This window comes from Novosphingobium sp. NBM11, from assembly GCF_015390225.1.
Classification (GTDB): Bacteria; Pseudomonadota; Alphaproteobacteria; order Sphingomonadales; family Sphingomonadaceae; genus Novosphingobium.
This window is the reverse complement of record NZ_VUOG01000001.1, coordinates 3,497,548-3,520,537: the sequence shown is the minus strand read 5'-3', so window position 1 is coordinate 3,520,537 and position 22,990 is coordinate 3,497,548. Positions and strand designations below refer to the sequence as shown.

At 67.0% G+C, this 22,990-nt stretch carries 21 protein-coding genes; 13 read left to right on the top strand and 8 right to left on the bottom strand.

Annotation, left to right across the window (positions count from 1 at the left end):
• Window positions 1-184 precede the first annotated feature (184 nt).
• Window positions 185-781 carry an ABC transporter substrate-binding protein gene (locus F1640_RS17090; RefSeq protein WP_124807889.1) on the bottom strand — a complete coding sequence of 199 codons (597 nt, stop codon included), beginning with the start codon at window positions 779-781 and terminating at the stop codon, window positions 185-187.
• 187 nt (window positions 782-968) lie between these two features.
• Here F1640_RS17090 and ispH point away from each other — a divergent pair, with 187 nt between their 5' ends.
• Together ispH and hpnH are read left to right on the top strand one after the other, a co-directional pair.
• Window positions 969-1,943, top strand: coding sequence for a 4-hydroxy-3-methylbut-2-enyl diphosphate reductase (ispH, locus tag F1640_RS17085; RefSeq protein WP_194920279.1), 975 nt, complete (start codon window positions 969-971; stop codon window positions 1,941-1,943).
• Window positions 1,944-1,951: 8 nt separating this feature from the next.
• On the top strand, window positions 1,952-3,097 hold the full coding sequence (gene hpnH, locus F1640_RS17080; RefSeq protein ID WP_194920278.1) for an adenosyl-hopene transferase HpnH: 1,146 nt from the start codon (window positions 1,952-1,954) through the stop codon (window positions 3,095-3,097).
• On the opposite strand, the gene F1640_RS17075 is transcribed toward hpnH, so the two are convergent.
• Genes F1640_RS17075 through hpnA form a run of 7 tightly spaced genes read right to left on the bottom strand, consistent with a single transcriptional unit; the run spans window position 3,017 to window position 10,682 of the window.
• A complete protein-coding gene (locus tag F1640_RS17075) occupies window positions 3,017-3,679 on the bottom strand; it encodes a phosphorylase (protein WP_194920277.1) in 663 nt (220 codons plus the stop codon). The genes hpnH and F1640_RS17075 overlap by 81 nt on opposite strands.
• Window positions 3,680-3,689: 10 nt before the next feature.
• On the bottom strand, window positions 3,690-5,627 hold the full coding sequence (gene shc / locus F1640_RS17070) for a squalene--hopene cyclase (RefSeq protein WP_255530397.1): 1,938 nt from the start codon (window positions 5,625-5,627) through the stop codon (window positions 3,690-3,692).
• Between the two features lie 10 nt (window positions 5,628-5,637).
• Window positions 5,638-6,894: a hydroxysqualene dehydroxylase HpnE gene (hpnE, locus tag F1640_RS17065; RefSeq protein ID WP_194920276.1), complete on the bottom strand. Its 1,257-nt coding sequence runs from the start codon at window positions 6,892-6,894 to the stop codon at window positions 5,638-5,640.
• Window positions 6,891-7,733, bottom strand: a complete 843-nt coding sequence (gene hpnD / locus F1640_RS17060; protein ID WP_194920274.1) for a presqualene diphosphate synthase HpnD — start codon at window positions 7,731-7,733, stop codon at window positions 6,891-6,893. Before hpnD ends, hpnE begins: the two co-directional genes overlap by 4 nt.
• Entirely contained in the window at window positions 7,730-8,551 is an 822-nt protein-coding gene (gene hpnC, locus F1640_RS17055) for a squalene synthase HpnC (protein ID WP_194920272.1), read from the bottom strand. Before hpnC ends, hpnD begins: the two co-directional genes overlap by 4 nt.
• A complete protein-coding gene (locus F1640_RS17050; protein ID WP_194920271.1) occupies window positions 8,551-9,681 on the bottom strand; it encodes a glycosyltransferase in 1,131 nt (376 codons plus the stop codon). The genes hpnC and F1640_RS17050 overlap by 1 nt, the downstream gene beginning before the upstream one ends.
• Window positions 9,678-10,682, bottom strand: coding sequence for a hopanoid-associated sugar epimerase (hpnA, locus tag F1640_RS17045; protein WP_194920270.1), 1,005 nt, complete (start codon window positions 10,680-10,682; stop codon window positions 9,678-9,680). Before hpnA ends, F1640_RS17050 begins: the two co-directional genes overlap by 4 nt.
• A gap of 180 nt (window positions 10,683-10,862) precedes the next feature.
• Here hpnA and hpnI point away from each other — a divergent pair, with 180 nt between their 5' ends.
• From hpnI to phoU, 11 genes are all read left to right on the top strand, one after another.
• Window positions 10,863-12,020 (top strand): bacteriohopanetetrol glucosamine biosynthesis glycosyltransferase HpnI, encoded by a 1,158-nt coding sequence (gene hpnI / locus F1640_RS17040; RefSeq protein WP_194920269.1) that lies wholly within the window; start codon window positions 10,863-10,865, stop codon window positions 12,018-12,020.
• Between the two features lie 2 nt (window positions 12,021-12,022).
• Window positions 12,023-13,468 (top strand): hopanoid biosynthesis associated radical SAM protein HpnJ, encoded by a 1,446-nt coding sequence (gene hpnJ / locus F1640_RS17035; RefSeq protein WP_124807898.1) that lies wholly within the window; start codon window positions 12,023-12,025, stop codon window positions 13,466-13,468.
• 22 nt (window positions 13,469-13,490) lie between these two features.
• A complete protein-coding gene (gene hpnK / locus F1640_RS17030; protein ID WP_194920268.1) occupies window positions 13,491-14,321 on the top strand; it encodes a hopanoid biosynthesis-associated protein HpnK in 831 nt (276 codons plus the stop codon).
• 10 nt (window positions 14,322-14,331) lie between these two features.
• Window positions 14,332-15,246, top strand: a complete 915-nt coding sequence (locus tag F1640_RS17025) for a ferritin-like domain-containing protein (protein WP_194920267.1) — start codon at window positions 14,332-14,334, stop codon at window positions 15,244-15,246.
• The gene (locus tag F1640_RS17020) at window positions 15,243-16,220 is read left to right on the top strand and encodes a lysylphosphatidylglycerol synthase domain-containing protein (protein WP_255530592.1); all 978 of its coding nucleotides are present in this window, start codon (window positions 15,243-15,245) and stop codon (window positions 16,218-16,220) included. Before F1640_RS17025 ends, F1640_RS17020 begins: the two co-directional genes overlap by 4 nt.
• Before the next feature lie 152 nt (window positions 16,221-16,372).
• On the top strand, window positions 16,373-17,587 hold the full coding sequence (locus tag F1640_RS17015; RefSeq protein ID WP_124807902.1) for a cell wall metabolism sensor histidine kinase WalK: 1,215 nt from the start codon (window positions 16,373-16,375) through the stop codon (window positions 17,585-17,587).
• 122 nt (window positions 17,588-17,709) lie between these two features.
• The gene (locus F1640_RS17010; RefSeq protein WP_194920266.1) at window positions 17,710-18,741 is read left to right on the top strand and encodes a substrate-binding domain-containing protein; all 1,032 of its coding nucleotides are present in this window, start codon (window positions 17,710-17,712) and stop codon (window positions 18,739-18,741) included.
• An 18-nt stretch (window positions 18,742-18,759) separates the two neighbouring features.
• Entirely contained in the window at window positions 18,760-20,142 is a 1,383-nt protein-coding gene (gene pstC, locus F1640_RS17005) for a phosphate ABC transporter permease subunit PstC (protein ID WP_194920265.1), read from the top strand.
• 8 nt (window positions 20,143-20,150) lie between these two features.
• Window positions 20,151-21,440 carry a phosphate ABC transporter permease PstA gene (gene pstA, locus F1640_RS17000; protein ID WP_194920263.1) on the top strand — a complete coding sequence of 430 codons (1,290 nt, stop codon included), beginning with the start codon at window positions 20,151-20,153 and terminating at the stop codon, window positions 21,438-21,440.
• Window position 21,441: 1 nt separating this feature from the next.
• Window positions 21,442-22,260, top strand: a complete 819-nt coding sequence (gene pstB, locus F1640_RS16995; protein ID WP_194920261.1) for a phosphate ABC transporter ATP-binding protein PstB — start codon at window positions 21,442-21,444, stop codon at window positions 22,258-22,260.
• A 4-nt stretch (window positions 22,261-22,264) separates the two neighbouring features.
• A complete protein-coding gene (gene phoU / locus F1640_RS16990; RefSeq protein WP_124807907.1) occupies window positions 22,265-22,951 on the top strand; it encodes a phosphate signaling complex protein PhoU in 687 nt (228 codons plus the stop codon).
• The last annotated feature ends 39 nt before the right edge of the window (window positions 22,952-22,990 follow it).

The window sequence follows — 22,990 nt, the reverse complement described above, 5'->3', positions numbered from 1 at the left end:
TCGCCGGGACCGTCGCATCCTGCCGCTGTGCGGGAGACGCGAGAACCACGGGAGACGCAGACACCGGGTCCGCCGCGCCCGATACCACCGGGCCGGCAATCGCCTGCTGCGGCACCGGTATCGCCGGCTCGGCCGTAACCGGCGCGAATGCCAGCGCCGCGGGAACAAGCAATGGCGAGATCAACTATTTATCACCTCTGGCAGCGATCGCATCCATGTGCGCGACCAGCGAACGCGCGCCCCCGCGTTGCAGGATGGAGGCAAAATCGGAACGTCGCGTTGCGATCTGGCTGATTGCGTTGCGATAGAAAACATCGACGATCCTCCAGCTACCGCCATTCTGCCGCAGCCTGTAGCTGATCGCGACCGGCGCCTGCTTCGGCACATTCAGCGTCGTCCGCACCAGCTTGTCGGTGCCTCGCACCTGAACATTGGGATCGATGGTGAAGCTTTCCCCGGACCAACTATCGAAATTGCGGGCATATTGGGCCACGGTCATGCGCCGGAACGCCGCCGTCAGCGCCTGCTGGTCGGCCGGCGCGATGGTGGTCCAGGCCGGGCCGACCGAAAGGCGGGTCATCAGCGGAAGGTCGAAGGTCCGGTCCACGACCGGGCCGATTGCCGCCGATCGTGATGAAATGGTGCCGCCGGCGCGCATGATTCTGATCAGTCCGTCGTTAAGCTGCTGCACGGTGGCGCGCGCCGGATCGACGGACTGGGCCGAAGCCATGGCCGGCAGCAAAGGCGCGATAACCAGCGCAGCAAGGATCGGACGATGCATTTTGAACTCCTGATATTCCGGTTCGCTTATCGCGTCAGCGCGGCAGCCGTCTACCGCGAACGCACAAAGGCGGTACCTTTCTGCGCAAGAACGCTCTATGAACGGTTCGGGACCACTTTCGCCAGCTGCACCTAAGCATTATCATGTTAGCAGCCGCACAATGAATAAGGCTTTTCCGGATAATCGAATGCCAGGTCCCGTCCATTCGCTGAATATCATTCTCGCCAATCCCCGCGGCTTCTGCGCCGGGGTAACGCGCGCCATCGACATCGTGGAGAAAAGCCTCGAACGCTTCGGCGCGCCCGTCTATGTGCGGCACGAAATCGTTCACAACAAGCACGTGGTCGAACAGCTCAAGGCCAAGGGCGCGGTCTTTGTCGACGAACTGTCGGATATTCCGGCGGGCGCGATGACGATTTTCAGCGCCCACGGCGTCGCCCGCACGGTGGAGGAAGAGGCAAAGATCCGGCAGTTGCCCGTGATCGATGCCACCTGCCCGCTGGTGACCAAGGTCCATAGTCAGGGGCGGCGCTATGCGCGGGCCGGGCGGACGCTGGTGCTGATCGGCCATGCCGGGCACGCCGAAGTGATCGGTACGATCGGGCAGATCGATTCGCCAGTCCATCTCGTGTCGACCGCGGACGACGTCACCGCGCTGCCGATCGCCCAGGATCAGCCGATCGCCTATATCACCCAGACGACGCTCAGCGTGGACGATACGCGCACCGTCATCGCTGCGCTGCACCAGCGTTTCAGCGATGTCGCCGGGCCGGATGTGGACGACATCTGCTACGCCACGCAGAACCGGCAGACCGCCGTGCGGAAACTGGCCGCGCTCAGCGACGTGCTGATCGTGGTCGGCGCGCGCAACAGCTCCAATTCCTCGCGTTTGCGGGAGATCGGTGCCGAACTCGGCGTGCGGAGCTACCTTGTCGACAACGGCGACGATATCGATCCGGCATGGCTGGAAGGTGTCGGCACCGTTGGCGTCACCGCCGGCGCTTCGGCCCCGGATGTACTGGTGGACAGCGTGATCACCGCCCTTGGCCGGTTGCGCCCCGTCACCGTCTCGCAACTCGATGGCGTAAGGGAAGACATTGAGTTCAGTCTGCCTTCTGCGCTACGACGTCCCGCGCCCGCGATCCCCAGGGCCGCTGAATAGGAATATTGATGAGCCTTCCGCTCTCCCAGGTCGCCCGTATCGGCGCCTATACGCTTCGCCAGCACATCAAGGGTGGCAAATACCCCCTGGTTCTCATGCTGGAACCGCTGTTCCGCTGCAATCTCGCCTGCCCGGGCTGCGGCAAGATCGATTACCCTGACGCCATCCTCAACCAGCGGCTCAGCTTCGAGCAGTGCATGGAAGCGATCGAGGAATGCGGCGCGCCGGCCGTGTCGATCGCCGGGGGCGAACCCCTGTTGCATCGCGACATGCCGCGCATCGTCGAAGGCTATATCGCGCGCAAGAAGTTCGTGATTCTCTGCACCAACGCGCTGCTGCTCAAGAAGAAGATCGACGACTACAAGCCCTCGCCGTTCTTCACCTGGTCGATCCACCTCGATGGCGACAAGCAGATGCACGACCACGCGGTCGATCTGCCCGGCACCTACGAGGTAGCGCTGGAAGCGATCGAGTTGGCCAAGTCCAGGGGCTTCCGCGTCCAGGTCAACTGCACCGTGTTCGATGGCGCCGATCCGGATCGCCTGGCCGCCTTCTTCGACGAGATGAAGAGCCGCGACGTGGAGATCACGGTTTCGCCGGGCTACGCCTATGAACGCGCGGCCAACCAGGAGCACTTCCTCAACCGCGAACGCACCAAGCAGTTCTTCCGCGACGTGTTCAGCCGGGGCAACAAGGGCAAGAACTGGGCCTTCACCAATTCGCCGCTGTTCCTCGATTTCCTGGCCGGCAACCAGACTTACGAATGCACGCCGTGGTCGATGCCACTGCGCACCGTGTTCGGCTGGCAGAAGCCCTGCTACCTGCTGGGCGAAGGCTATGTCGACAGCTTCCGCGAACTGATGGAAGGCACCGACTGGGAAAAGTACGGCGTCGGCAAGTACGAGAAGTGCTCGAACTGCATGACGCATTGCGGCTTCGAAGGCACCGCCGCCACCGACGCGATCCGCCATCCGCTGAAGATGATGCAGGTCGCGCGCAAGGGCGTGAAGACCGATGGGCCGATGGCTCCTGAAGTCGATCTCTCGAAGGCGCGCCCCGCCGACGACGTCTATTCAAGCCACGTCGAGCGCGAACTCGCCAAGATCAAGGCCGAAAACCCCGCCGCGGCCAAGCGCGTGGTGAACGCGGCCTAGCGTCCGGAACGCCAGCCCGGCGTGGCGGCCCGTGCGGATCAGCGCGGGCAGTTGCGCCGGGTTCCGGGCGAGCGAGGCCAGCACCGCGCCCAGCGCCACGCTCCCATCGGGCTTCATGCCGATTTGCGCCGCCGGCGGCAGCGCTTCATCGGCGCTATCGGAAATGACCCGCACCACCGCGAACGGCAGGCCACGCCGCGCCGCCACGCGCGCGGCGACATGGCTTTCCATATCGACGGCCAGCGCGCCGGTTTCGGCCCGCAAGGCCCGTTTGCCCGCCACCGTCGGCGTCATGACGTCACGCCCGGCGACCGCGCCCACGACCGCTTCCGGAAGGATCGCGCGCAGCTTTTCGACTGCCGTCGAATCGCCATCGAGCACGACGTCCCCAACCTTCAGCGCTGGATCGAGCGCTCCGGCAATGCCACTGGAGAGGATCACGGCGGGGAACATCTCCGCCATATCGTCCAACTCGGCTTCGAGGCGGGCGCTATCCCCGCCGCCGACAACGATGTGAAACGCCCCGCTGCGCCGGATCAGGTCCGCTTCGCGCTTCAGGCCACAGGCGACGATCCAGTTCACCGCAGCTCGGTCACATGCCGAACGCCACCTGCCGCGTGTTCGACCGCTTGAGGTTGCGATAGCGCGCCACGGCCCACAGCGGGAAATACTTCGGGTATCCGTGATAGCGCAGGTAGAACACGCGCGGGAAACCGCCGCCGGTGTAATACTCCTGCCCCCAGAGGCCATCGGCCTCCTGGTTTGCGACAAGCCAGTCCACGCCGCGTTCAACGGCTTCCGAATCGGCCTCGCCCGCCGCCATCAGGCCCAGCAGCGCCCAGGCGGTCTGCGAAGCGGTGGACGGCGCGGGAACATGGCCCTTGCGATCGAGCGCATAGCTGTCGCAATCCTCGCCCCAGCCGCCGTCCGGATTCTGGATCGCCTTGAGCCAGCCGACCGCCCGCGCCACCGCCGGGTCGTCCGCCGGCAGTCCCGCCGCGTTGAGCGCGCACAGCACCGACCACGTGCCGTAGATATAGTTGACGCCCCAGCGGCCGAACCAGCTGCCCTCCGGCTCCTGCTCCTTGCGCAGATAGGCGATCGCGGCAGCCATGCGCGGGCTGTCCAGCCGCTCGCCCAGTTGGGCCAGCATCGAGACGCAGCGCGCCGAAACGTCGGCCGTGGGCGGATCGAGCAAGGCGCCATGGTCCGCGAAGGGCAGGTTGTTGAGGTAATCGTAGTCGTTGTCCGCGTCGAACGCGCCCCAGCCGCCGTTCCTCGATTGCAGGCCGACGGTCCATTCCACGCCGCGATCGATCGGCATCCGGTCCGCCACCTGCGCGCGGTCCATCGCCATCACCACCACGGCCGTATCGTCGAGGTCGGGATAGTGCGCGTTGTTGTACTGGAACGCCCACCCGCCAGGCCGCACGCCGGGGCGCTCCTCCGCCCAGTCGCCTTCCACGTCGAGCACTTGCCGAGGCTTGAGCCAGTCGAGCGCAGCTTCCGCGCGCGCCACGTTGTCTGCGCCGCCCGCTTCCAGCATTGCATGCGCGGCCAGCGCGGTATCCCACACCGGGGAAACGCAGGGCTGGCAATAGGCTTCGTCATCATGGATCACGAGCAGGTTCTCGACCGACTGGCGGGCGATGGCCCGCGCCGGGTGATCCTCGGGATAGCCCAGCACGTCGTACATCATCACGCTGTTGGCCATGGCGGGGTAGATCGCGCCCAGCCCGTCCTCGCCGTTGAGCCGCTCGGTCACCCACGCTGCGCACGTATCGATCGCGCGCTGGTGCAGCGTTCTGGGCCAACGCCCCTCGGCCACCTTCAATACCTTGTCGAGCGCGTTGAAGCTCTTGGTCCACACCCACTTGGGGTCCGCCGCCTGCGTCTTCCGGTCGATCGGCCGGCGCGTGTAGAGTTCGTCCACCTTGATGCCCTTGGCGTTGCGCGCCACCGGCTTCTTCGCGCACAGCACCAGCAGGGGCACGACCACCGTGCGCGCCCAGTACGACATCTTGGACAGATGGATCGGGAACCAGCGCGGCAGCAGAATCAGTTCGGGCGGCATCGTAGGCACGACCGACCACGGCCCGGCATCGAACAGGGCCAGCTGGATGCGCGTGAAGACGTTGACCGCCTCCGCCCCGCCGGCCTTATGCACAGCCTCGCGCGCCCGCACCATGTGCGGCGCAGCGGGATCGTCGCCGATCATCTTGAGCGCGTAATAGGCCTTCACCGTGGCGCTGACGTCGAACGCGCCCTTGTGGAACAGGCCCCAGCCGTGATGCTCGGCGGACTGGGTCCGCCGCAGATAGCGGCCGATCTTCGCTTCCAGCTCCTCCGCGACCGGCTCGCCAAGGTAGTGCCGGAGCAGGACGTATTCGGCCGGAATCGTGCAATCGGCTTCCAGCTCGAACACCCAGTGGCCATCGGCGCGCTGCGCACCGGAGAGCGCCGAGGCGGCACGGTCCACCGCCGCGTCAACGGCCGCGAGCGGATCGGTCATTGTCGAAAGCGTTGCCATGGGCGTCCTCTTAACGTTGCGCGGCGGCAACCGCCAGCCGTGCGGCGGTCTCGCCGGATCGCAGCGCGCCCTCGATCGTCGCCGGCAGGCCGGTCTGCGTCCAGTCGCCGGCAAGGAACAGGTTGGTCCAGCGGGTCCGCGCCGGAGGACGCCTGGCGTCCTGCGCGGGCGTGGCGGAAAAGGTCGCGCGCTTTTCCTTGACGATCTGCCATTTCGGCAAGGGCGCGGCAAAGCCATAGGCGCGCTGGATCTCGTCCCAGAAGCGCCGGGCCAGAGCCTCGCGATCCTCGTCGACGATGGCGTCGGCGGCCGAAACGGTCACCGAAATGCGGTCGGGAAAGGCGAACAGCCATTGCGCCGTCGCGCCCAGCACGCCCAACATCGGCGGCGCGCCCGGCGGCGGCGCAATGGCGAAATGCGCGTTGACGATCGCGTGGAAGGCATCGGGCGCGTCGATCCCGGGCAGCAGCGCCCGCGCCACCCAGGGCGGCACGGCGAGCACCACGGTTTCATCCTCGCCGACCGCTTCCGGCCCGTTGCCCCAGTCGAGCGCGACGACACGGTCGCCCTCCGTCACGATGGCCCGCAACCGGCGCCCCAGCGCAACCGGCGCGCCGCGCTCCGCAAGCCACGCCGTCGCCGGATCGATGAACGCCGCCGCCAGGGTCGGTTCTGCGATGCGAGGCAGGCTGGCCTTGCCCCCGCGCGCCAGCGATTCGCGCACGACGCCGGCGGTCAGCCGCGCCGATCCGATCGCGGGATCGGTGTTGAGCACCGCCAGCAGCACCGGTTCGAGCAGGCGCTCCCACAAGGCGCCGCTGACCGGCACGCGCTCACCCACCGTCTGCTCCGCCTTGCCCGAAAGGAGGCGGGCAAGCGCGAGATAATCGGACGGCCCCGTCCCCGGCACGCGCCGGTTCTTCGCCAACACCCACCACGGCAACGCACCATCGTTGATGCGGATCGTCCAGCGCTCGCCCGTGGCAAGGTCCGCGAAGGCAAAGTCCGCCTGCGCCGGTCCGGCCAGCGGCTCGCGCGCACCGACCGTCGCCCGGAACCTCGCGACCGCCGTGTTGCCGGCAAGGACAAGATGGTTGCCGTTGTCGATCGTCAGCCCCAGCAGCGGATCGTGGTAGGACCGGCAGCGTCCGCCCGCCTGCGCCGCCGAATCCGCGATGCGCACGGCAAAGCCGGCTTCCACCAGCCGCACGGCAGCGGACAGCCCAGCCAGCCCGGCCCCGGCGACAATCGCCTTGCGCGCGCTCATCCTGTCACCAGCAGGCGCAGCACGGTCCAGATGACCGCCAGCTTGTTGGTCCGCACGCGCCGGCGCGGCGGTGCCCAGCCCACGCGCTCCATCCGCCGCAGCACGCCCGCATAGGCGTGTTCCATCAGGCGCGGCGCGATCAGGTGCCCTTTCGGCCTGGTCGCCAGCAGGGCCGCCGCCTCGCGGTAATGCCGGTGCGCCCGCGCCGCCACGCGGCGCGCGGCCACATCCATGCGCGGATCGGCGGCGACCTGCAGCGGCGTTTCGGGGACGATCCCGGCTTCGGCCAGCGCTTCGGCAGGAATATAGACGCGGCCGATTGCCGCATCCTCGTCGATATCGCGCAGGATGTTGGTCAGTTGCAGCGCCCGGCCAAGATGGTGCGCCAGCACCACGCCTGGTTCGCGCTCCATGCCGAAGATATGGACCGAGAGCCGCCCCACCGCCGACGCCACCTGGTCGCAATAAAGATCAAGCTCGGCTTCCGTCGGCCAGCGGACATCGTGATCGACATCGGTCGCCATGCCGTCGATCACCGCCTCGAAGTCCACCCGCTCCAGCGCAAAGCGCCGCACCGGTTCGGCCAGGAACGCCGCCTGCCCGGCATCGCCGCCGGCATAGAGCGCGTCGAGATCGTGCCGCCACCGGTCGAGCTGCGCCCGGCGCGTGGTCCGGTCACCCTGCTGGTCGTCGGCGATGTCGTCCACGATCCGGCAGAAGTCATAGACCGCGTACATCGCCTCGCGCTCGGCCTTGGGCAGCACGCGCATCCCCGCGTAGAACGAACTGCGCGCGGCGGCAGGCGCGCCAGGCACGGTATTGACGGCGCTATCGCTCATGCCGCCCGCCGGAACAGCGTGGGGATCGCCGCGCCCAGCGCCAGGAACAGCGCTTCGGCCTTGCCGTGGTGGACCCGCTCGCTCAGCGGATCGCGATGTTCGAGACGATCACAAAGATCGCGTGCAAGCCTATGAATGACGGCCACTTCCGCCGCCAGCCGGCGATCACGGATCATCGCGGAAAAGCCCGCCGCCTGATCGAGCAGCCCGCGCGTGCGCCGCGCCAGCCCGGCGATGATCGCGCGCAGTTCCGCACTGGCCCGGTCTGCCGCCAGATCCTCGACCCTCAGGCCGGTATCGAGCGGGATATAGACCCGGTTGATCGTGCGGTAATCCTTCCCGCAGTCCTGCAGGTGGTTGACGATCTGCAAGGCCGCGCACAGCGCATCGTTGGCCGCCCAGGTCGCGCGGCTTTCGCCATGCACATCGAGTACGAAGCGCCCGACGGGCATCGCCGAATAGCGGCAATAGCCGATCAGATCGTCCCAGTCGGCATAGCGATTGACCGTCACGTCGCGTTCGAAGGCGTTGAGCAGATCGTGCGCGTTGACCGGGTCGATCGACCGCTCCGCCATCACCGCGCGCAGCGCCATGGCTTCGGGCGCACCCTCCCCGTCCAGCCCGGCGCGTAGCCGCGCCAGCCGCGCCAGCTTCTCGTCGGCGCTCGCCGTCGGATGATCGGCCACGTCGTCCGCCGCGCGCGCGAAGCGGTAATACGCCATCACCGGCGGGCGGTATTCCGGTTTGATGAGCAGGCTGGCGACGGGAAAGTTCTCGTCGCGATGCCCCTTGCCCGAAGCGAGGCCGGTGTTATCCATCACGTTCCCGTAGCGGCCTGAGCGCGCCCTTTCCACATTCCACCACGCCCCCGGCCATGCTGCCAGGCCGAAAGCACCGTGCAGCCCGCGTAAAATGCCGCGATCACCGGCAAGGCGAGCCCCCACAGCGGGCTGCGCCGGTAGAAGCGGAGCATCGGCTGGAACGACAGCGCCATCAATCCCCACGCCGCCAAACCCAGTCCGCGCGGCAGGCCATGCCCGAACAGCGCCAAGGCCGGCGGCACGCCATAGACCAGCGCCAGCCCGACAATGGTGCCCGCCAGCAGCACCGGCGAATAGTGCAGTTGCGCGTAGGCGGAGCGCGAGATCATCGCCGCGATCGGCTCGAACCCGTCATAGGGGCGAATGCTGCGCGAGCGATCGGTCAGCCCCAGCCAGACCGGCCCCTGCTTCTTGAGCAGCGCGCCCAGCGTGCAATCGTCGATCAGCGCCCCCCGGATCGCGGCGATGCCGCCCGCGGCCTCCAGCGCCTCGCGCCGCACCAGCATGCAGCCGCCCGCCGCCGCGCCCTGCCCTGTCGGCCGGTTCACGCGGCCAAAGGGATAGAGCATCTGGAAGAAGAACACGAAGGCGGGCACCAGCATCCGCTCGGCAAGGCCTTCGCAGCGCAGCTTGGCCATCAGCGTCACCAGCGCCAGCCGCCCCGCTTCGCCCCGTGTCACCAGCATCCGCAGGGTATCGGGCGCGTGCTCGATATCGGCATCGGTCAGCCAGAGATAGGCGGGGGAGGCTCCGGCGCGCGCCGCGCCCTGCGATACGGCCCAGAGCTTGCCGGTCCAGCCTTTCGCCAGCGGCGCGCCGGTCAGCACCTCCAGCCGGTCCGAACCCAGCGCACGGGCGATATCGCCGGTGCCGTCGCTGCTCGAATCGTCGACCAGGATCACGCGGAAACGCCCCGGATAGTCCTGCGCCACCAGACTGCCGATCGACCGGGCGATCACGTCCGCCTCGTCCCGCGCGGGCACCACGGCGACGACATCGGGCCACACCGCCGGTTCCGCCGGCATCCCCAGCGTATCGCGTTCGCGCGTGAGCCAGAAGCCATGGTGCGCGAAGATCAGGCCCAGCCAGATCGCCAGCGACAGGCCGCCCAGGATCAGCGCCGTCATCGGATCATGCCCGCCTGCCGGAACCATGCGATCGCGTCGCCGATCGCGCCCTGCCATGGCCGCGCGCGATAGCCAAGTTCGGCCTCCGCCTTCGCCGACGAGAAGAACATCCGATAGCGCGACATGCGCAGCGAATCGAGCGTCAGGAACGGGTCGGAACGCCCGGTCAGCCGGCACAACGCCTCGTTCGCCCAGGCCAGCGGATAGAGCGGCCCGCGCGGCAGGCGGACTTTCGGAGCCTTGCGGCCAACCTGCCGGGCGATCTCCGCCAGCATGTCGCCCAGCATCACGTCCTCGCCGCCCAGGATATAGCGTTCCCCGATCCGCCCCCTGGCTAGCGCCAGAAGATGCCCCGCCGCCACGTCATCGACATGGACCAGGTTCAGCCCGGAATCGACGAACGCCGGCATCTTGCCGTTGGCGGCCTCCACGATCACGCGGCCGGTGGGCGTGGGCTTGACGTCGCGCGGGCCGATCGGCGTCGATGGCTGGACGATCACGGCGGGCAGCCCTTCCTCGGTCACCATGCGTTCGACCAGCCGTTCGGCCACGACCTTGCTGCGCTTGTAGGCGCCCACGGCTTCGTCGGGCGCGGCGGCGTTGCGTTCGTCCACCGGTCCATCATGCGACGGCTTCAGCGTGGCGACGCTGCTGGTATAGACTATCCGGCCGACCCCCGCCGCCTGCGCCGCGCGCATCACAGTGCCGGTGCTGTTGAGGTTGTTGCGGACGATTTCCTCGGGATCGGGCGCCCACAGCCGGTAATCGGCCGCGACATGAAACAGCGTGCCCGCGCCGGTCAGCGCGCGCGCCATGCTGGCTGCGTCCCGCGCATCGCCTTCCACCAGTTCGCCTGGAAAATCCGCGAGGTTGGCGCGGGGGCTGGTGGCGCGGACGAGGCCCCGCACCTGCCAGCCCTCCGCCGCGAGCGCGCGCGCCACGGCCGAGCCGACAAATCCCGAGACGCCGGTTACCAGAACCAGACCGCGTGAATCGCTCATGGCTTCGCCCACCATGGCATCGTCCGTATCTCGCTCGCTGCCAGCATGGCCCCTCCATATGGCGGCAAGCCGTAGAGGCAAGCCCCCGGCGCGCGCTTTCCGTATATTTCGTCGCTAGGGGCAGGATCGGGCTTTCGCCGGGGTCGCCAGCGCCGGGCCGAACGGCTAGGGAGGCTGCTTATGCCCGGAGTCGCGCTCCTCCTTTCGGCCACTGGCTGGGTGCTGCTGGCGCTCGCCACGATCGGCACGGCCTACATGGCCTTCGCGACGCGGGTACTGGCGCATTTTCTGGTCCAGCGCTCGCCCGCCTCGCCCCGCGCCACGCCGGTCACGCTGCTGAAGCCGCTCTACGGCGCCGAACCGAAGCTGGCCGAAAACCTCGCCACCTTCCTGGAACAGGATCACGAGGGACCGGTGCAGGTGCTGTTCGGGGTGCAAAGGGCCGACGATCCCGCCATCGCCGCCGTCCACGCCCTGCAACGGCGCTATCCCGCCGCCCGTATCGATCTGGTGATCGACGGAACGCCGCACGGCTCCAACGGCAAGGTCGGCAACCTGATCAACATGATGCGGCAGGCCGCGCACGACGTCCTGATCCTGAGCGACAGCGACATGGCGGTGGCGCGCGACTATATCGCGCAGGTACTGGCCGCACTCGCCCAGCCGGGCACCGGCGCGGTCACCTGCCTCTATCGCGGGCGCGGCGATGCCGGATTCTGGTCGCGCCTTGCCTCGGCAGGGCCAAGCTATCAGTTCCTGGTCGGCCTGGTCTTCGCCAAGACGCGCGGGCTGGCCGATCCCTGCATGGGTTCCACCATCGCGCTGCGGCGCGAGACGCTCGACGCGATCGGCGGGTTTACGGCTTTTGCCGACGTGCTGGCCGACGATCACGCCATCGGGCAGGCGGTGCGGGCGCGCGGGCTCGCCATTGCCATCCCGCCGCTGCTGCTGGTCCATGCCTCCACCGAAACCGCGTTCGCGCAGCTGTGGAAGCACGAACTGCGCTGGGCGGCCACGGTGCGCGGGGTATCGCCGGCGGGCTATGCCGGATCGTTCATCGGCATTCCGTTGCCCATGGCGCTGGCCGGAATGGCGATTCATCCCAATTACGGGCTTGCCATCACGCTGGCTGCGCTGGCAGTGCGGGTGGCGACGGTCCGGGTGGTCGATCGTCACGCCGGCGAGCCGACCGCTCCGCTGTGGACGCTACCGTTGCGCGACGGCATCAGCTTCGCCGTGTTCGTCGCCAGCTTCTTCGTCCGCTCGGTTGATTGGCGCGGAACAGAACTTACAATGCTCGACAACGGGCGCGTCGCAGCGCCCTCGGAGATGACTTGACCATGATGCGTACCCTCTTCCTCCAGGCCCCCTCTTTCGATGGTTATGACGGGGGCGCGGGCGCGCGCTACCAGATGAAGCGCGAGGTCAAGAGCTTCTGGTATCCCACCTGGCTTGCCCAGCCGGCAGCGATGGTCGAAGGATCGAAGCTGATTGACGCCCCGGCGCACGACCAGTCCTGGGAAGACATCGCGCACGAATTCGACGAACGCGATCTGGTCATCCTCCACACCTCCACGCCCAGCTTCAACCAGGACATCCGCACCGCCGCGCTGATCAAGCAGCGCAATCCCAAGATCGTGATTGGCTTCGTCGGCGCCAAGGTTGCGGTCGAGCCGGACAAGAGCCTGGCCGCCAGCGCCGACATAGATTTCGTCGCGCGCGAGGAATACGATTTTACCATCGTCGAGATCGCGCAGGGCAAGCCGCTGGCCGAAGTCGATGGCATCACCTGGCGCGGGCCGGAGGGTGCGTTCATCCGCAACAAGGACCGCGAGATGATCGAGGACATGGACGTGCTGCCCATGGTCTCCCCGATCTACCGGCGCGATCTGGACCTGACCAAGTATTACGGCGGCTACCAGCGCCACCCCTATGTCAGCTTCTACACCGGGCGCGGGTGCAAGAGCCGCTGCACCTTCTGCCTGTGGCCGCAGACGATCAGCGGCCACCGCTATCGCCACCGCACCGTGCCCAAGGTGATCGAGGAGGTGAAATACATCCTCAAGGAAATGCCCGAGGTGAAGGAAATCTTCTTCGACGACGATACCCTGGCCGACGCGCACGATTTCGTGGTCGAGCTGTCGGGCGAGCTGGCCAAGCTCGGCTTTGGCCAGAAGGGCTTCGACATTACCTGGGGCTGCAACGCCAAGGCGAACGTGCCCCAGCCGGTGCTGAAGGCGATGAAGGAAGGCGGATGCCGCGTGCTGCTGGTCGGCTATGAAAGCGGCAACCAGAAGATCCTGCACAACATCAAGAAGGGCCTGCGCACCGACGTGGCGCGCCAGTTCACCAAGGATGCCCACGCCCTGGGCCTGACCATCCACGGCACCTTCATCCTCGGCCTGCCGGGCGAAACGCTGGAGACGATCGAGGAGACGATCCGCTACGCGATCGAGCTGAACCCGCACACCATCCAGGTCAGCCTGGCGGCGCCCTATCCGGGCACGTTCCTTTACAAGCAGGCGACCGAGAACGGCTGGTTCGACGGCAGCGATCACCTGCTGACCGACGGTGGCAACCAGATCGCCCAGCTCAGCTATCCGCACCTGCCGGCCAGCGTGATCTTCGACAAGGTCGAGGAGTTCTACAAGCGCTTCTACTTCCGCCCGCGCAAGATCGGCGCGATCATGGGCGAAATGATCCGCGATTGGGACATGATGAAGCGCCGCCTGCGCGAAGGCGTGGAATTCTTCGACTTCCTGCGCCGGCGCAAGGAAGCCGCCTGACCGCGCGCACGGACCGTCCACTTTGAAAAGGCTGGTTATTACCGCGGATGACTTCGGCGCTTCGACCGAAGTCAACGATGCGGTCGAACAGGCGCATGGTGAAGGCGTGCTGAGCGCCGCCAGCCTGATGGTGGGGGGCGCGGCGGCGCAGGATGCGGTGGCGCGCGCCCGCCGTTTGCCGGCGCTGGGCGTCGGCCTCCATGTCGTGCTGGTCGATGGCCGGCCGGTGCTGCCACCGGAACGGGTGCCCGCGCTGGTCGATGCAGACGGTTGCTTCCGTACCGACATGGTGCGCGCGGGGATCACGATTTTCGCGTCATCCGCGGCGCGGCAGCAACTGGCCGCGGAAGTGGATGCACAGTTCGTCGCCTTCGCGGAGACCGGCCTGCCGCTCGACCACGTCAACGCCCACAAGCACTTCCACCTGCATCCGACCATCGCCGGAACCATCCTGAAAGTCGGCCGGCGCTATGGCATCAAGGCGATGCGTGCCCCCATCGAACCGCGCGCCGTACTGACCGCGATCGACGGCACGCGCACCGGGCCGGGCATCGAGCGGTGGTGGGCCAGGCTTGTCCGGCGGCGGATGCGCGCGGCCGGCCTGGTCGTGCCGGATCAGGTCTTCGGCCTCGCCTGGTCGGGCGCGCTGACCGCCGACCGCCTGCGCGGCCTGCTCGATCACCTGCCCGACGGGCTGACCGAGATCTATGCCCATCCCGCGACCGGTCCCTATCAGGGCGCCGCGCCGGGCTATCGCTATGCCGAGGAACTCGCCGCGCTGACGGATGCGCTTGCCAAGCAGGCCATCGCGCGCAATGGCGTGAGCCTTGGAAAGTTTGCCGATTTCAAGTGAGGACCACCCCATGACGACTCTCGTCCGCACCTGGGGCGAATACGATGAAGCCGCCCCGCTCCCCAAAGGGCGCGTGAAGCTTGGCAGCAAGGATCATCTCATGCTGATGAGCCGCACGCTGCTCGACACGCACGATCCCTATCGCCCGGCCGTGATCGATTGGCCCAAGCTCGATGACGATACGCGCGACAAGATCGTTTCGCTGCCCATCTGGGACATCGCCGTGGCCACCGAAGGCCGCGCGGGCATGAACGTGAAGACCTTCGCCGAATATATCGACGATCCGCTGCTCAAGGCGGCGGTGGAAATGGACGGCTTCGAGGAAGCCCGCCACAAGGTCGTGCTGGCGGACATGGTGCGCGCCTATGGCATCGAACTGGCGCCAGAGCCGGAATACCTGCGCCCGAAGGACCCGGAATTCGCGTTCATGCGCACCGGCTATTCGGAATGCATCGACAGCTTCTTCGGCTTCGGCCTGTTCAAGATCGCCCGGGATTCGGGCTTCTTCCCGCCCGAACTGGTCGATACGTTCGAGCCGGTGATGCGCGAGGAAGGCCGCCATATCCTGTTCTTCGTGAACTGGGTGGCGTGGTGGCGGCGCAACATGCCGTGGTGGCGGCGGCCGTGGTTCGAACTCAAGGTGATCGCGGTGTGGATCGCGCTGATCCTGGAGCGCATCGATACCGCCAAGGGCATGGGCAAGGACAATACCAAGGCCCAAGAAAACAACTTCACGCTGAACGGGTCCAAGGAACTGGGCGTTGAAATCACGTTTCCGGAACTGGCGCGCATCTGCCTGGCGGAGAACGACCGTCGGCTTGCCCCCTATGACGAACGCCTGATCCGTCCGCGCTTCGTGCCGGCGATGATCCGGCTGGCGCTGCGGTTCATCAAGACGCCTGCCCCTGCGGGAGAAGCCGCCTGAAATCCTGGAGCCGCCTGGGCATCCTGCTGGCAACGGTTGCGGGGCTGGGCATTGCCATCTGGACGATCGGCAGCGCCGGCCTGACCGACGTGATCGGCACCGCCGCGCGGATGGGAGCCGGCGGCTTCGCGCTCTATTGCGCGTGGACTCTGGGCGTGTTCGTTTTGCTGGGCGCGGCCTGGCTCGCCGCCGCGCCGGGCGAACCGCCGCGCAGCCTGCTCCTGTTCACGTGGGCGCGGCTGGTGCGCGAGGCCGTGTCCGATCTGCTGCCGTTCTCTCAGCTTGGCGGGATCTTCGTCAGCACCCGCATGCTGACCCAGACATCGATTCCCGCGACGCGCGTCTATGGATCGATGGTGGTCGACATGACCACGGAAATGGCCAGCCAGCTCGTCTATACCCTGTTCGGGCTGGCGATGATGGCCTCGCTGCTGATCGGCGATGGCGCGGCGGTGCGGCTGCGCCCGATGATCCTGGGCGGCACCGGCGTGATGATCATCGTCATCCTGCTGTTCTTCACCATGCAGCGCGCCGCGCTGGACCTTGCCGGCCGCATGGCCGAGCGCTTCCTGCCGGGATCGACCGCGCTGGCCGATGTTCGCGCCGAGCTTTCGCGCATTTACGCGCGCCGCACGCATGTCGGGCTGGCCTTCGTGTTCAACCTCGCGGCCTGGATCGCCAGCGGCATGGGCGCGTGGCTGGTGCTGCACCTGATGGGCGTGCGCATCGCGGTCTGGGAGGTACTTTCGCTCGAAAGCCTGATCTTCACGCTGCGCAGCGTGGCCTTCGTCATTCCGGGCGCCATCGGCGTGCAGGAAGCAGGCTATGCGCTGGCCGCGCCGCTGTTCGGCCTGCCCCCGGAAACCGCGCTGGCGCTGTCGTTGGCCAAGCGCGCGCGCGAACTGTTGATGGGTCTCGTCACGCTGCTGGGATGGCAGCTTGGCGAAGTGCGCGGGCTTGCGCGGAGCGCCTGAAGCCCTGACCGGAAACGCGAGCATCCCCGCACCGGTTTGTGACAACGCAGTGAGCCACTTGCGCCGTCATCGCGGCCTGACCTATGCCCGAACCGGTCGCAACCGCGCGGCCGGGATTCGGATGCCATCTCTCTTTCGGAATACGCCATTCGATGAAGGGTTCCGCTCCGCCTTGGCCCGGTCTTGCGCCCAGCATGGTTCCGGCCATCATCATTGCCTTGTGCGCGTCCGGCGCGATGCTGCTCGCCGGGGCAGGCTTCTGGCTGACGCTGGCCGTGCTGGTGGTCTGGCTCGCCAGCCTGTGGCTGGCCCGGCCCGAACCCGTGGTGGAAGCGCTCCCGCCTGACGACGGCAGCGTTTCGCGCCAGGCGATGATCGAGCTGATCGAGCCGTTCGGCGTGCCCGTGATGATGCTGGACGGGCAGCGTATCGCCGCCGCCAACGCCGCCGCGCGCGAAGCGCTGGGGCCGCATGTCGTGGGCCAGGACGCGCGCGTGGCGCTGCGCCACCCCGAAGCGATCACCCTGCTCGATCAGCCGGAAGGCCGCGCGCTGGTGCGCGGGCTGACCGGATCGCGCAGCATCTGGCAGGTTTCGCGCGTGGCGATCGATGAACGCTATTCGCTGATCGAGCTGGTCAACCGCACCGCCGAAGCGGACATCAGCCGCGCGCACACCGATTTCGTGGCCAACGCCAGCCACGAACTGCGCACGCCGCTGGCCTCGATCATCGGCTATATCGAGACGCTGGCCGATCCCGACGCCAAGGTGGACGAAGCCACAGCCGCGCGCTTCCACAACACCGTGCTGCGCGAGGCGAAGCGGCTGCAGACGCTGGTCGAAGACCTGATGTCGCTTTCCCGGATCGAAGCGGAGAAGCACGAACCGCCCAAGGAACGCATCGATCTGGGCCAGCTGGCCGCCAGCATCGGGGGCGAAGTGGGCTTTACGGTGGGCGAAAGCCGGATCGCGGTCGACAGCACCGAGGCGGTCGTGATCGGCGATCGCCAGCAGTTGGACCAGTTGATCCGCAACCTGATCGACAACGCCCTGAAGTACGGCGATCCCAAGGCGCCGGTGCGCGTGGGGGTCCACACCCAGGGGCACGAAGCGGTGCTGACGGTTACCGACAAGGGCGAAGGCATCCACCCCGATCACATTCCCTATCTGACTCGGCGCTTCTACCGCACCGATCCCAGCCGCAGCCGCGCCGCCGGCGGGACCGGCCTTGGCCTCGCCATCGTCAAGCACATCGTCGAACGCCACCGCGGACGGCTGGATATCACCAGCAAGCTGGGCGAAGGCACGACTGTAACCGTGCGTTTCTCGATCGCGCCCGACCTTGAAGCGGCGGAGGCGGCGGCCTAACGCAGCCACAACGGACGACCGTCACATAACTGTCACAAAACCACCGCAAGGGGGTAGGTGGCCGGAAAGCCGGGTGTTCGCCTCAGGAGTCCGTGGCGGCAGCCTCGAAGGAAAGCGGTTCGATGATGACGAGGCGGATTGCTTTGCCTTTGCTGGTCCTTCTGCTGTCCTCCTGCGGCCAGCAGATGGCCACGCGCGATCAGGTTCGCGCCGTGGGATCGTCGACGGTCTACCCCTTTGCCAAGGCTGTCGCGGAATCGCTGGCGCGCGCGCAAACGGGCATCAAATCCCCGATCATCGAATCGACCGGCACCGGCGCGGGCATGAAGCTGTTCTGCGGTGGCGTTGGTCCGCAGTTCCCGGATCTCGAGAACGCGTCGCGCCGGATCAAGAAGTCCGAATTCGAGGATTGCCGGCGCAATGGCGTGAAGGATATCGTCGAGATCCAGGTGGGGCTGGACGGCGTGGCCTTCGCCGAAGGGCGTGACGGCCCCGGCATCGCGCTGACGCCACAGGACGTCTATCGCGCGCTGGCCCGCAATCCCTATGGCCATCCGAACACGGCGCGCACCTGGAAGGACGTAAACCCCGCCCTCCCCGCCATGCCGATCCTGGTCTATGGCCCGCCCTCCACATCGGGCACGCGCGATGCGCTGCGCGAACTGATCCTGGTGAAGGGCTGCGATGCCGATCCGGCGATGGCCGCGCTGAAAGGCAGCGACGCCGCCCGCCATGACGCGATCTGCGGCGAAGTGCGCGAGGACGGCGGCTATGTCGATGCCGGGGAAAACGACAACCTGATCGTCCAGAAGATTGAGGCCAATCCCAAGGCGATCGGCATCTTCGGCTTTTCCTATCTGGAGGAGAACGCCGACCGGCTGCGCGGGCTGACCATGAACGGCGTGCAGCCCAGCTACCAGACCATTTCGGACTTCAGCTATCCCGGCGCCCGGCCCTTGTACATCTACGTGAAGAAGGCGCACCTGCGCGCCATTCCCGGCCTCAAGGCCTATGTCACGGAATGGTCAAGGCTGTGGGGCAAGGACGGTTCCCTTGCCCGGCTCGGCATGGTGGTGGCGCCGGACGCGGTGCTCGCGCAAAGCCGCAGGATCGTGGAAGAGATGCCGGCGCTGGATGGCGCGCCGCTGAAGTAGGGAGTACCGTTCGGCCTCATGCCCTCCGCCGTGCTTCTTCTGCTTGCCTTCGGGCTAGGCCTGGTCGGATGGCTGGCCGCGCGCGGACGCGCCTGGGCGTTCCGCCGGACCGCGCCGCGCGGCCGCATCGATTCGCTGCCCGGCTTTCACGCCTGGTACGTGGCCCTGTGGATCGCCGTGCCGGCCCTGCTGTTCGCGCTCGCATGGAATACGATCAGCCCCGCGCTGGTCACGCACCAGGTTCTGTCCGATCCCGCCGCGACGATCCTGCCGCCGACAGGGTTCGAGCGTGATACCATGCTGGCGGAAGCCTATGCCGTCGCCGATGGGCGCGCTTACGGGGTCTTCAATGCCGAAGCGCAGGCACTGGTCGAACCGCTCCGCGCCGCGCTGCAGAAGTTCCAGTCGATCGGGCTGGCCATCACCGTGCTGATCGCCTTTGCCGGCGGGGCCTTCGCGTTCCTGCGCCTGCGCCCCGATTTCACCGCGCGAACGCGCGTGGAACGGGCGGTCATGGCAGTGCTTTTGCTCGCCTCGCTGGTGGCGATCCTCACCACGATTGGCATCATCATCAGCCTGATCTTTGAAACAATACGCTTTTTCGGGATGATCTCACCCACGGACTTTCTGTTCGGGACGCATTGGTCGCCCGACCCGATGAGCACGAGCGCGCCCGATGGCAGCAAGTACGGCGCGCTGCCATTGTTCTGGGGCACGATCTACATCGGCGCGGTGATCGCCATGATCGTGGCGATCCCGCTGGGATTGCTGAGCGCTATCTACCTGACCCAGTACGCCAGCCCGCGCGTGCGCCAGCTGATGAAGCCCCTGCTGGAAATCCTCGCCGGCATTCCCACCGTGGTCTACGGCTATTTCGCGGCGCTGACCGTGGCGCCGGCGGTGCGCGATGCCGCGCAGGCCATCGGCATCGCCAACGCTTCCACCGAAAGCGCGATCGCGGCGGGGCTGGTCATGGGCATCATGATCGTGCCCTTCGTCTCTTCCATGGCCGATGATTCGATTGCCGCCGTGCCGCAGGCCATGGGCGATGGCAGCCTGGCCATGGGCGCGACCCGCGCCGAGACCATCCGGCTCGTCCTGATTCCCGCCGCCCTGCCCGGCATCGTCGCGGGGGTGATGCTGGCGATCAGCCGCGCCATCGGCGAAACGATGATCGTGGTCATGGCCGCCGGCGCAACGGCCAACCTCACGCTCAACCCGTTCCAGAGCATGACCACGGTCACCTTCCAGATCGTTGCCATGCTGACCGGCGAAGGCAGCTTCGACCATCCGGCCACGCTCAGCGCCTTCGCGCTGGGCATGGTGCTGTTCCTGGTCACCCTGGCGCTCAACTTCATCGCGCTGCGCGTGGTGAAGCGCTATCGCGAGGCCTATGAATGATGCCGCCGATGGATGAAGCGAGGACAGCGGCCGGTAGCCGCGCGACCGAGCAGGAACACATCCGCGCTCTTCGTCGCGCGCGCATGGAAGCCGGCCTTGCCCGTCGCTACGCGGTCGACCGGCTGTTCCGGCTGGCGGGCCTTTCCGCCGTGATATTCTCCGCGCTGGTGCTGGCCTTCCTGCTGGTGTCGATGACCGCCAACGGCGTCAGCGGCTTCAAGCGCAGCGAATTGCGGATGGCCGTGCCAATCCGCGGTTCGATGCAGATCGACGCGCAACGGCTGGGCCAGCCCGATCCCGCCGGCGGGCTGGAACTGGCCGGGTTGCCCCACGTGATCGACACTGCCGCCAACGCCGCTTTCGGCAAAGGCGGCGCACGCCTGCTGGCGGACGATGCCTGGCGCGAGGTCGCCGACATGCTGATCGCCGATCCGTCGCTGCTCAACAACGCCGTGCTGAACGTTTCGCTGCCCGCCAGCGACAAGCTGGCGACCGCCCAGCGCGGCGATGGCGATCCGGACCTGCGGGTGATCGCGACGCGGCTTGCGCGCGAGGGGAAACTCGTCCGCGCGTTCGATTTCGGCTTCCTGACCCGCTCGGACGCGACCAGCCCGCAAAGCGTGGGTATCTGGGGGGCGCTGAAGGGATCGATCCTGACCATGCTGGTCACGCTGGTCCTGGCCTTCCCGATCGGCGTGCTGGCCGCGCTCTATCTGGAGGAATACGCGCCCCGCAACCGCTGGACCGACCTGATCGAGATCTCGATCAACAACCTCGCCGCTGTGCCTTCGATCATCTTCGGCCTGCTGGGGCTGGCCGTCTTCCTCGGCCTGTTTCCCAATTACCGTTCGGCTCCGCTGATCGGCGGCATGACGCTGGCGCTGATGACGATGCCGGTGATCGTCATTTCGGGCCGCAACGCGATCAAGGGCGTGCCGCCATCGGTTCGCGATGCCGCGCTGGCGGTGGGCGCCAGCCCGGTGCAGGTGGTGTTCCACCACGTATTGCCGCTGGCGCTGCCCGGTATCCTCACCGGCACGATCATCGGCATGGCGCGCGCGCTGGGCGAAACCGCGCCGCTGCTGATGATCGGCATGCGCGCCTTCGTCGCCACGCCGCCGGGCGATCTCACGTCGCCTTCCAGCGTGCTGCCGGTGCAGATCTTCCTGTGGTCGGACGAGATCGATCGCGGCTTCGTGGAGCGCACCAGCGCCGCCATTGTGGTCCTGCTCGCTTTCCTCCTGCTGATGAACGGCCTTGCCATCTATCTGCGCAACCGCTTCGAGAAACGGTGGTAACATGAATACCCAGCCCATCAGCGCCGATCCGCGCGCCGCCAAAGCCGATGGCGGGGACGAGGCGGTGCCCAAGATGCGCGCGCGCGACGTCTCCGTGTTCTATGGCGACAAGTGCGCGATCGATCAGGTCTCGATCGACATCCCCCAGCGCTATGTCACCGCGTTCATCGGCCCTTCGGGCTGCGGCAAGTCCACGTTCCTGCGCGCGCTCAACCGGATGAATGACACGATCGCCAGCGCCCGCGTGGAAGGGGAGATCCTGCTCGACGGCGAGGACATCTACCGCAGCAGGATGGACGTGGTGCAGTTGCGCGCCCGCGTGGGCATGGTGTTCCAGAAGCCCAACCCCTTCCCCAAGTCGATTTACGAGAACATCGCCTATGGCCCGCGCATCCACGGATTGACCGGCAGCCGCGCCGAACTGGACGCGATCGTCGAACAATCGCTCCAGCGCGCCGGCCTGTGGGACGAAGTGAAGGACCGTCTCTCCGATAGCGGCACCGCGCTGTCCGGCGGCCAGCAGCAGCGCCTGTGCATCGCGCGGGCGATTGCGGTCGATCCCGAAGTGATCCTGATGGACGAGCCGTGCTCCGCGCTCGACCCCATCGCCACCGCCCGCATCGAGGAACTGATCGACGAACTGCGCGGTCGCTATGCGATCGTGATTGTGACACACTCGATGCAACAGGCCGCCCGCGTATCCCAGCGCACCGCGTTCTTCCACCTTGGCAGGATCGTGGAGTACGGGAAAACCTCCGACATCTTCACGAACCCGCGTGAGGAACGGACGAAGGACTACATAACCGGGCGCTACGGATAGGACGATGGTGGCAGAACATACCGTCAAGGCATTCGACGAGGACATCACCCGCCTGCGCGGGCTGGTCGCGGAAATGGGCGGCCTGGCGGAGCTTTCGGTGGGCGAAGCGATGGACGCGCTGGTCCGGGGCGATCAGGAACTCGCCAATACCGTGATCGCCCGCGACAAGCGGATCGACCAGCTCGAGGCGGAAGTCGACCGCCTTTCGATCCGCGTTCTCGCCCTGCGCGCGCCGATGGCCGACGATCTGCGCGAAGTGGTCGCCGCGCTGAAGATCGCCGGGGTGATCGAGCGCATCGGCGATTATGCCAAGAACATCGCCAAGCGCGTCGGCCACATCGAGGGCCGCAAGCGCTTCGAACCGCTGACGCTGCTGCCCGCGATGAACGAACTGGCGGCGGAAATGGTGCATGATGTGCTGACCGCCTTCGCCGCGCGCGATCCGGTGGCCGCGGCGGAGATCGTCGCGCGCGATGCCACGGTCGATGCCTTCTATGACAGCGTGTTCCGCAATTTCGTGTCGTTCATGGTCGAAAATCCCGCCACCATCACCAGCGTGGCGCAACTGCTGTTCGTGGCGCGCAACATCGAACGGATCGGCGATCACGCGACCAATATCGCCGAAATGGTCCACTACGCCGCCACCGGCGCCTACCTGCCCGAACGCGAGGATGTGATTCCGCCTGCCTGAGGTAATCCGGCCTGACGTAATGACACCGTAACATTAGTC

Bases quoted from the DNA above. Each gene is read 5' to 3' on its own strand.
- F1640_RS17090 (WP_124807889.1), bottom strand. From the start codon at position 781: ATGCATCGTCCGATCCTTGCTGCGCTGGTTATCGCGCCTTTGCTGCCG.
- ispH (WP_194920279.1), top strand. From the start codon at position 969: ATGCCAGGTCCCGTCCATTCGCTGAATATCATTCTCGCCAATCCCCGC.
- hpnH (WP_194920278.1), top strand. From the start codon at position 1,952: ATGAGCCTTCCGCTCTCCCAGGTCGCCCGTATCGGCGCCTATACGCTT.
- shc (WP_255530397.1), bottom strand. From the start codon at position 5,627: ATGGCAACGCTTTCGACAATGACCGATCCGCTCGCGGCCGTTGACGCG.
- hpnE (WP_194920276.1), bottom strand. From the start codon at position 6,894: ATGAGCGCGCGCAAGGCGATTGTCGCCGGGGCCGGGCTGGCTGGGCTG.
- hpnD (WP_194920274.1), bottom strand. From the start codon at position 7,733: ATGAGCGATAGCGCCGTCAATACCGTGCCTGGCGCGCCTGCCGCCGCG.
- hpnC (WP_194920272.1), bottom strand. From the start codon at position 8,551: ATGGATAACACCGGCCTCGCTTCGGGCAAGGGGCATCGCGACGAGAAC.
- F1640_RS17050 (WP_194920271.1), bottom strand. From the start codon at position 9,681: ATGACGGCGCTGATCCTGGGCGGCCTGTCGCTGGCGATCTGGCTGGGC.
- hpnA (WP_194920270.1), bottom strand. From the start codon at position 10,682: ATGAGCGATTCACGCGGTCTGGTTCTGGTAACCGGCGTCTCGGGATTT.
- hpnI (WP_194920269.1), top strand. From the start codon at position 10,863: ATGCCCGGAGTCGCGCTCCTCCTTTCGGCCACTGGCTGGGTGCTGCTG.
- hpnJ (WP_124807898.1), top strand. From the start codon at position 12,023: ATGATGCGTACCCTCTTCCTCCAGGCCCCCTCTTTCGATGGTTATGAC.
- F1640_RS17025 (WP_194920267.1), top strand. From the start codon at position 14,332: ATGACGACTCTCGTCCGCACCTGGGGCGAATACGATGAAGCCGCCCCG.
- F1640_RS17015 (WP_124807902.1), top strand. From the start codon at position 16,373: ATGAAGGGTTCCGCTCCGCCTTGGCCCGGTCTTGCGCCCAGCATGGTT.
- F1640_RS17010 (WP_194920266.1), top strand. From the start codon at position 17,710: ATGATGACGAGGCGGATTGCTTTGCCTTTGCTGGTCCTTCTGCTGTCC.
- pstC (WP_194920265.1), top strand. From the start codon at position 18,760: ATGCCCTCCGCCGTGCTTCTTCTGCTTGCCTTCGGGCTAGGCCTGGTC.
- pstA (WP_194920263.1), top strand. From the start codon at position 20,151: ATGGATGAAGCGAGGACAGCGGCCGGTAGCCGCGCGACCGAGCAGGAA.
- pstB (WP_194920261.1), top strand. From the start codon at position 21,442: ATGAATACCCAGCCCATCAGCGCCGATCCGCGCGCCGCCAAAGCCGAT.
- phoU (WP_124807907.1), top strand. From the start codon at position 22,265: ATGGTGGCAGAACATACCGTCAAGGCATTCGACGAGGACATCACCCGC.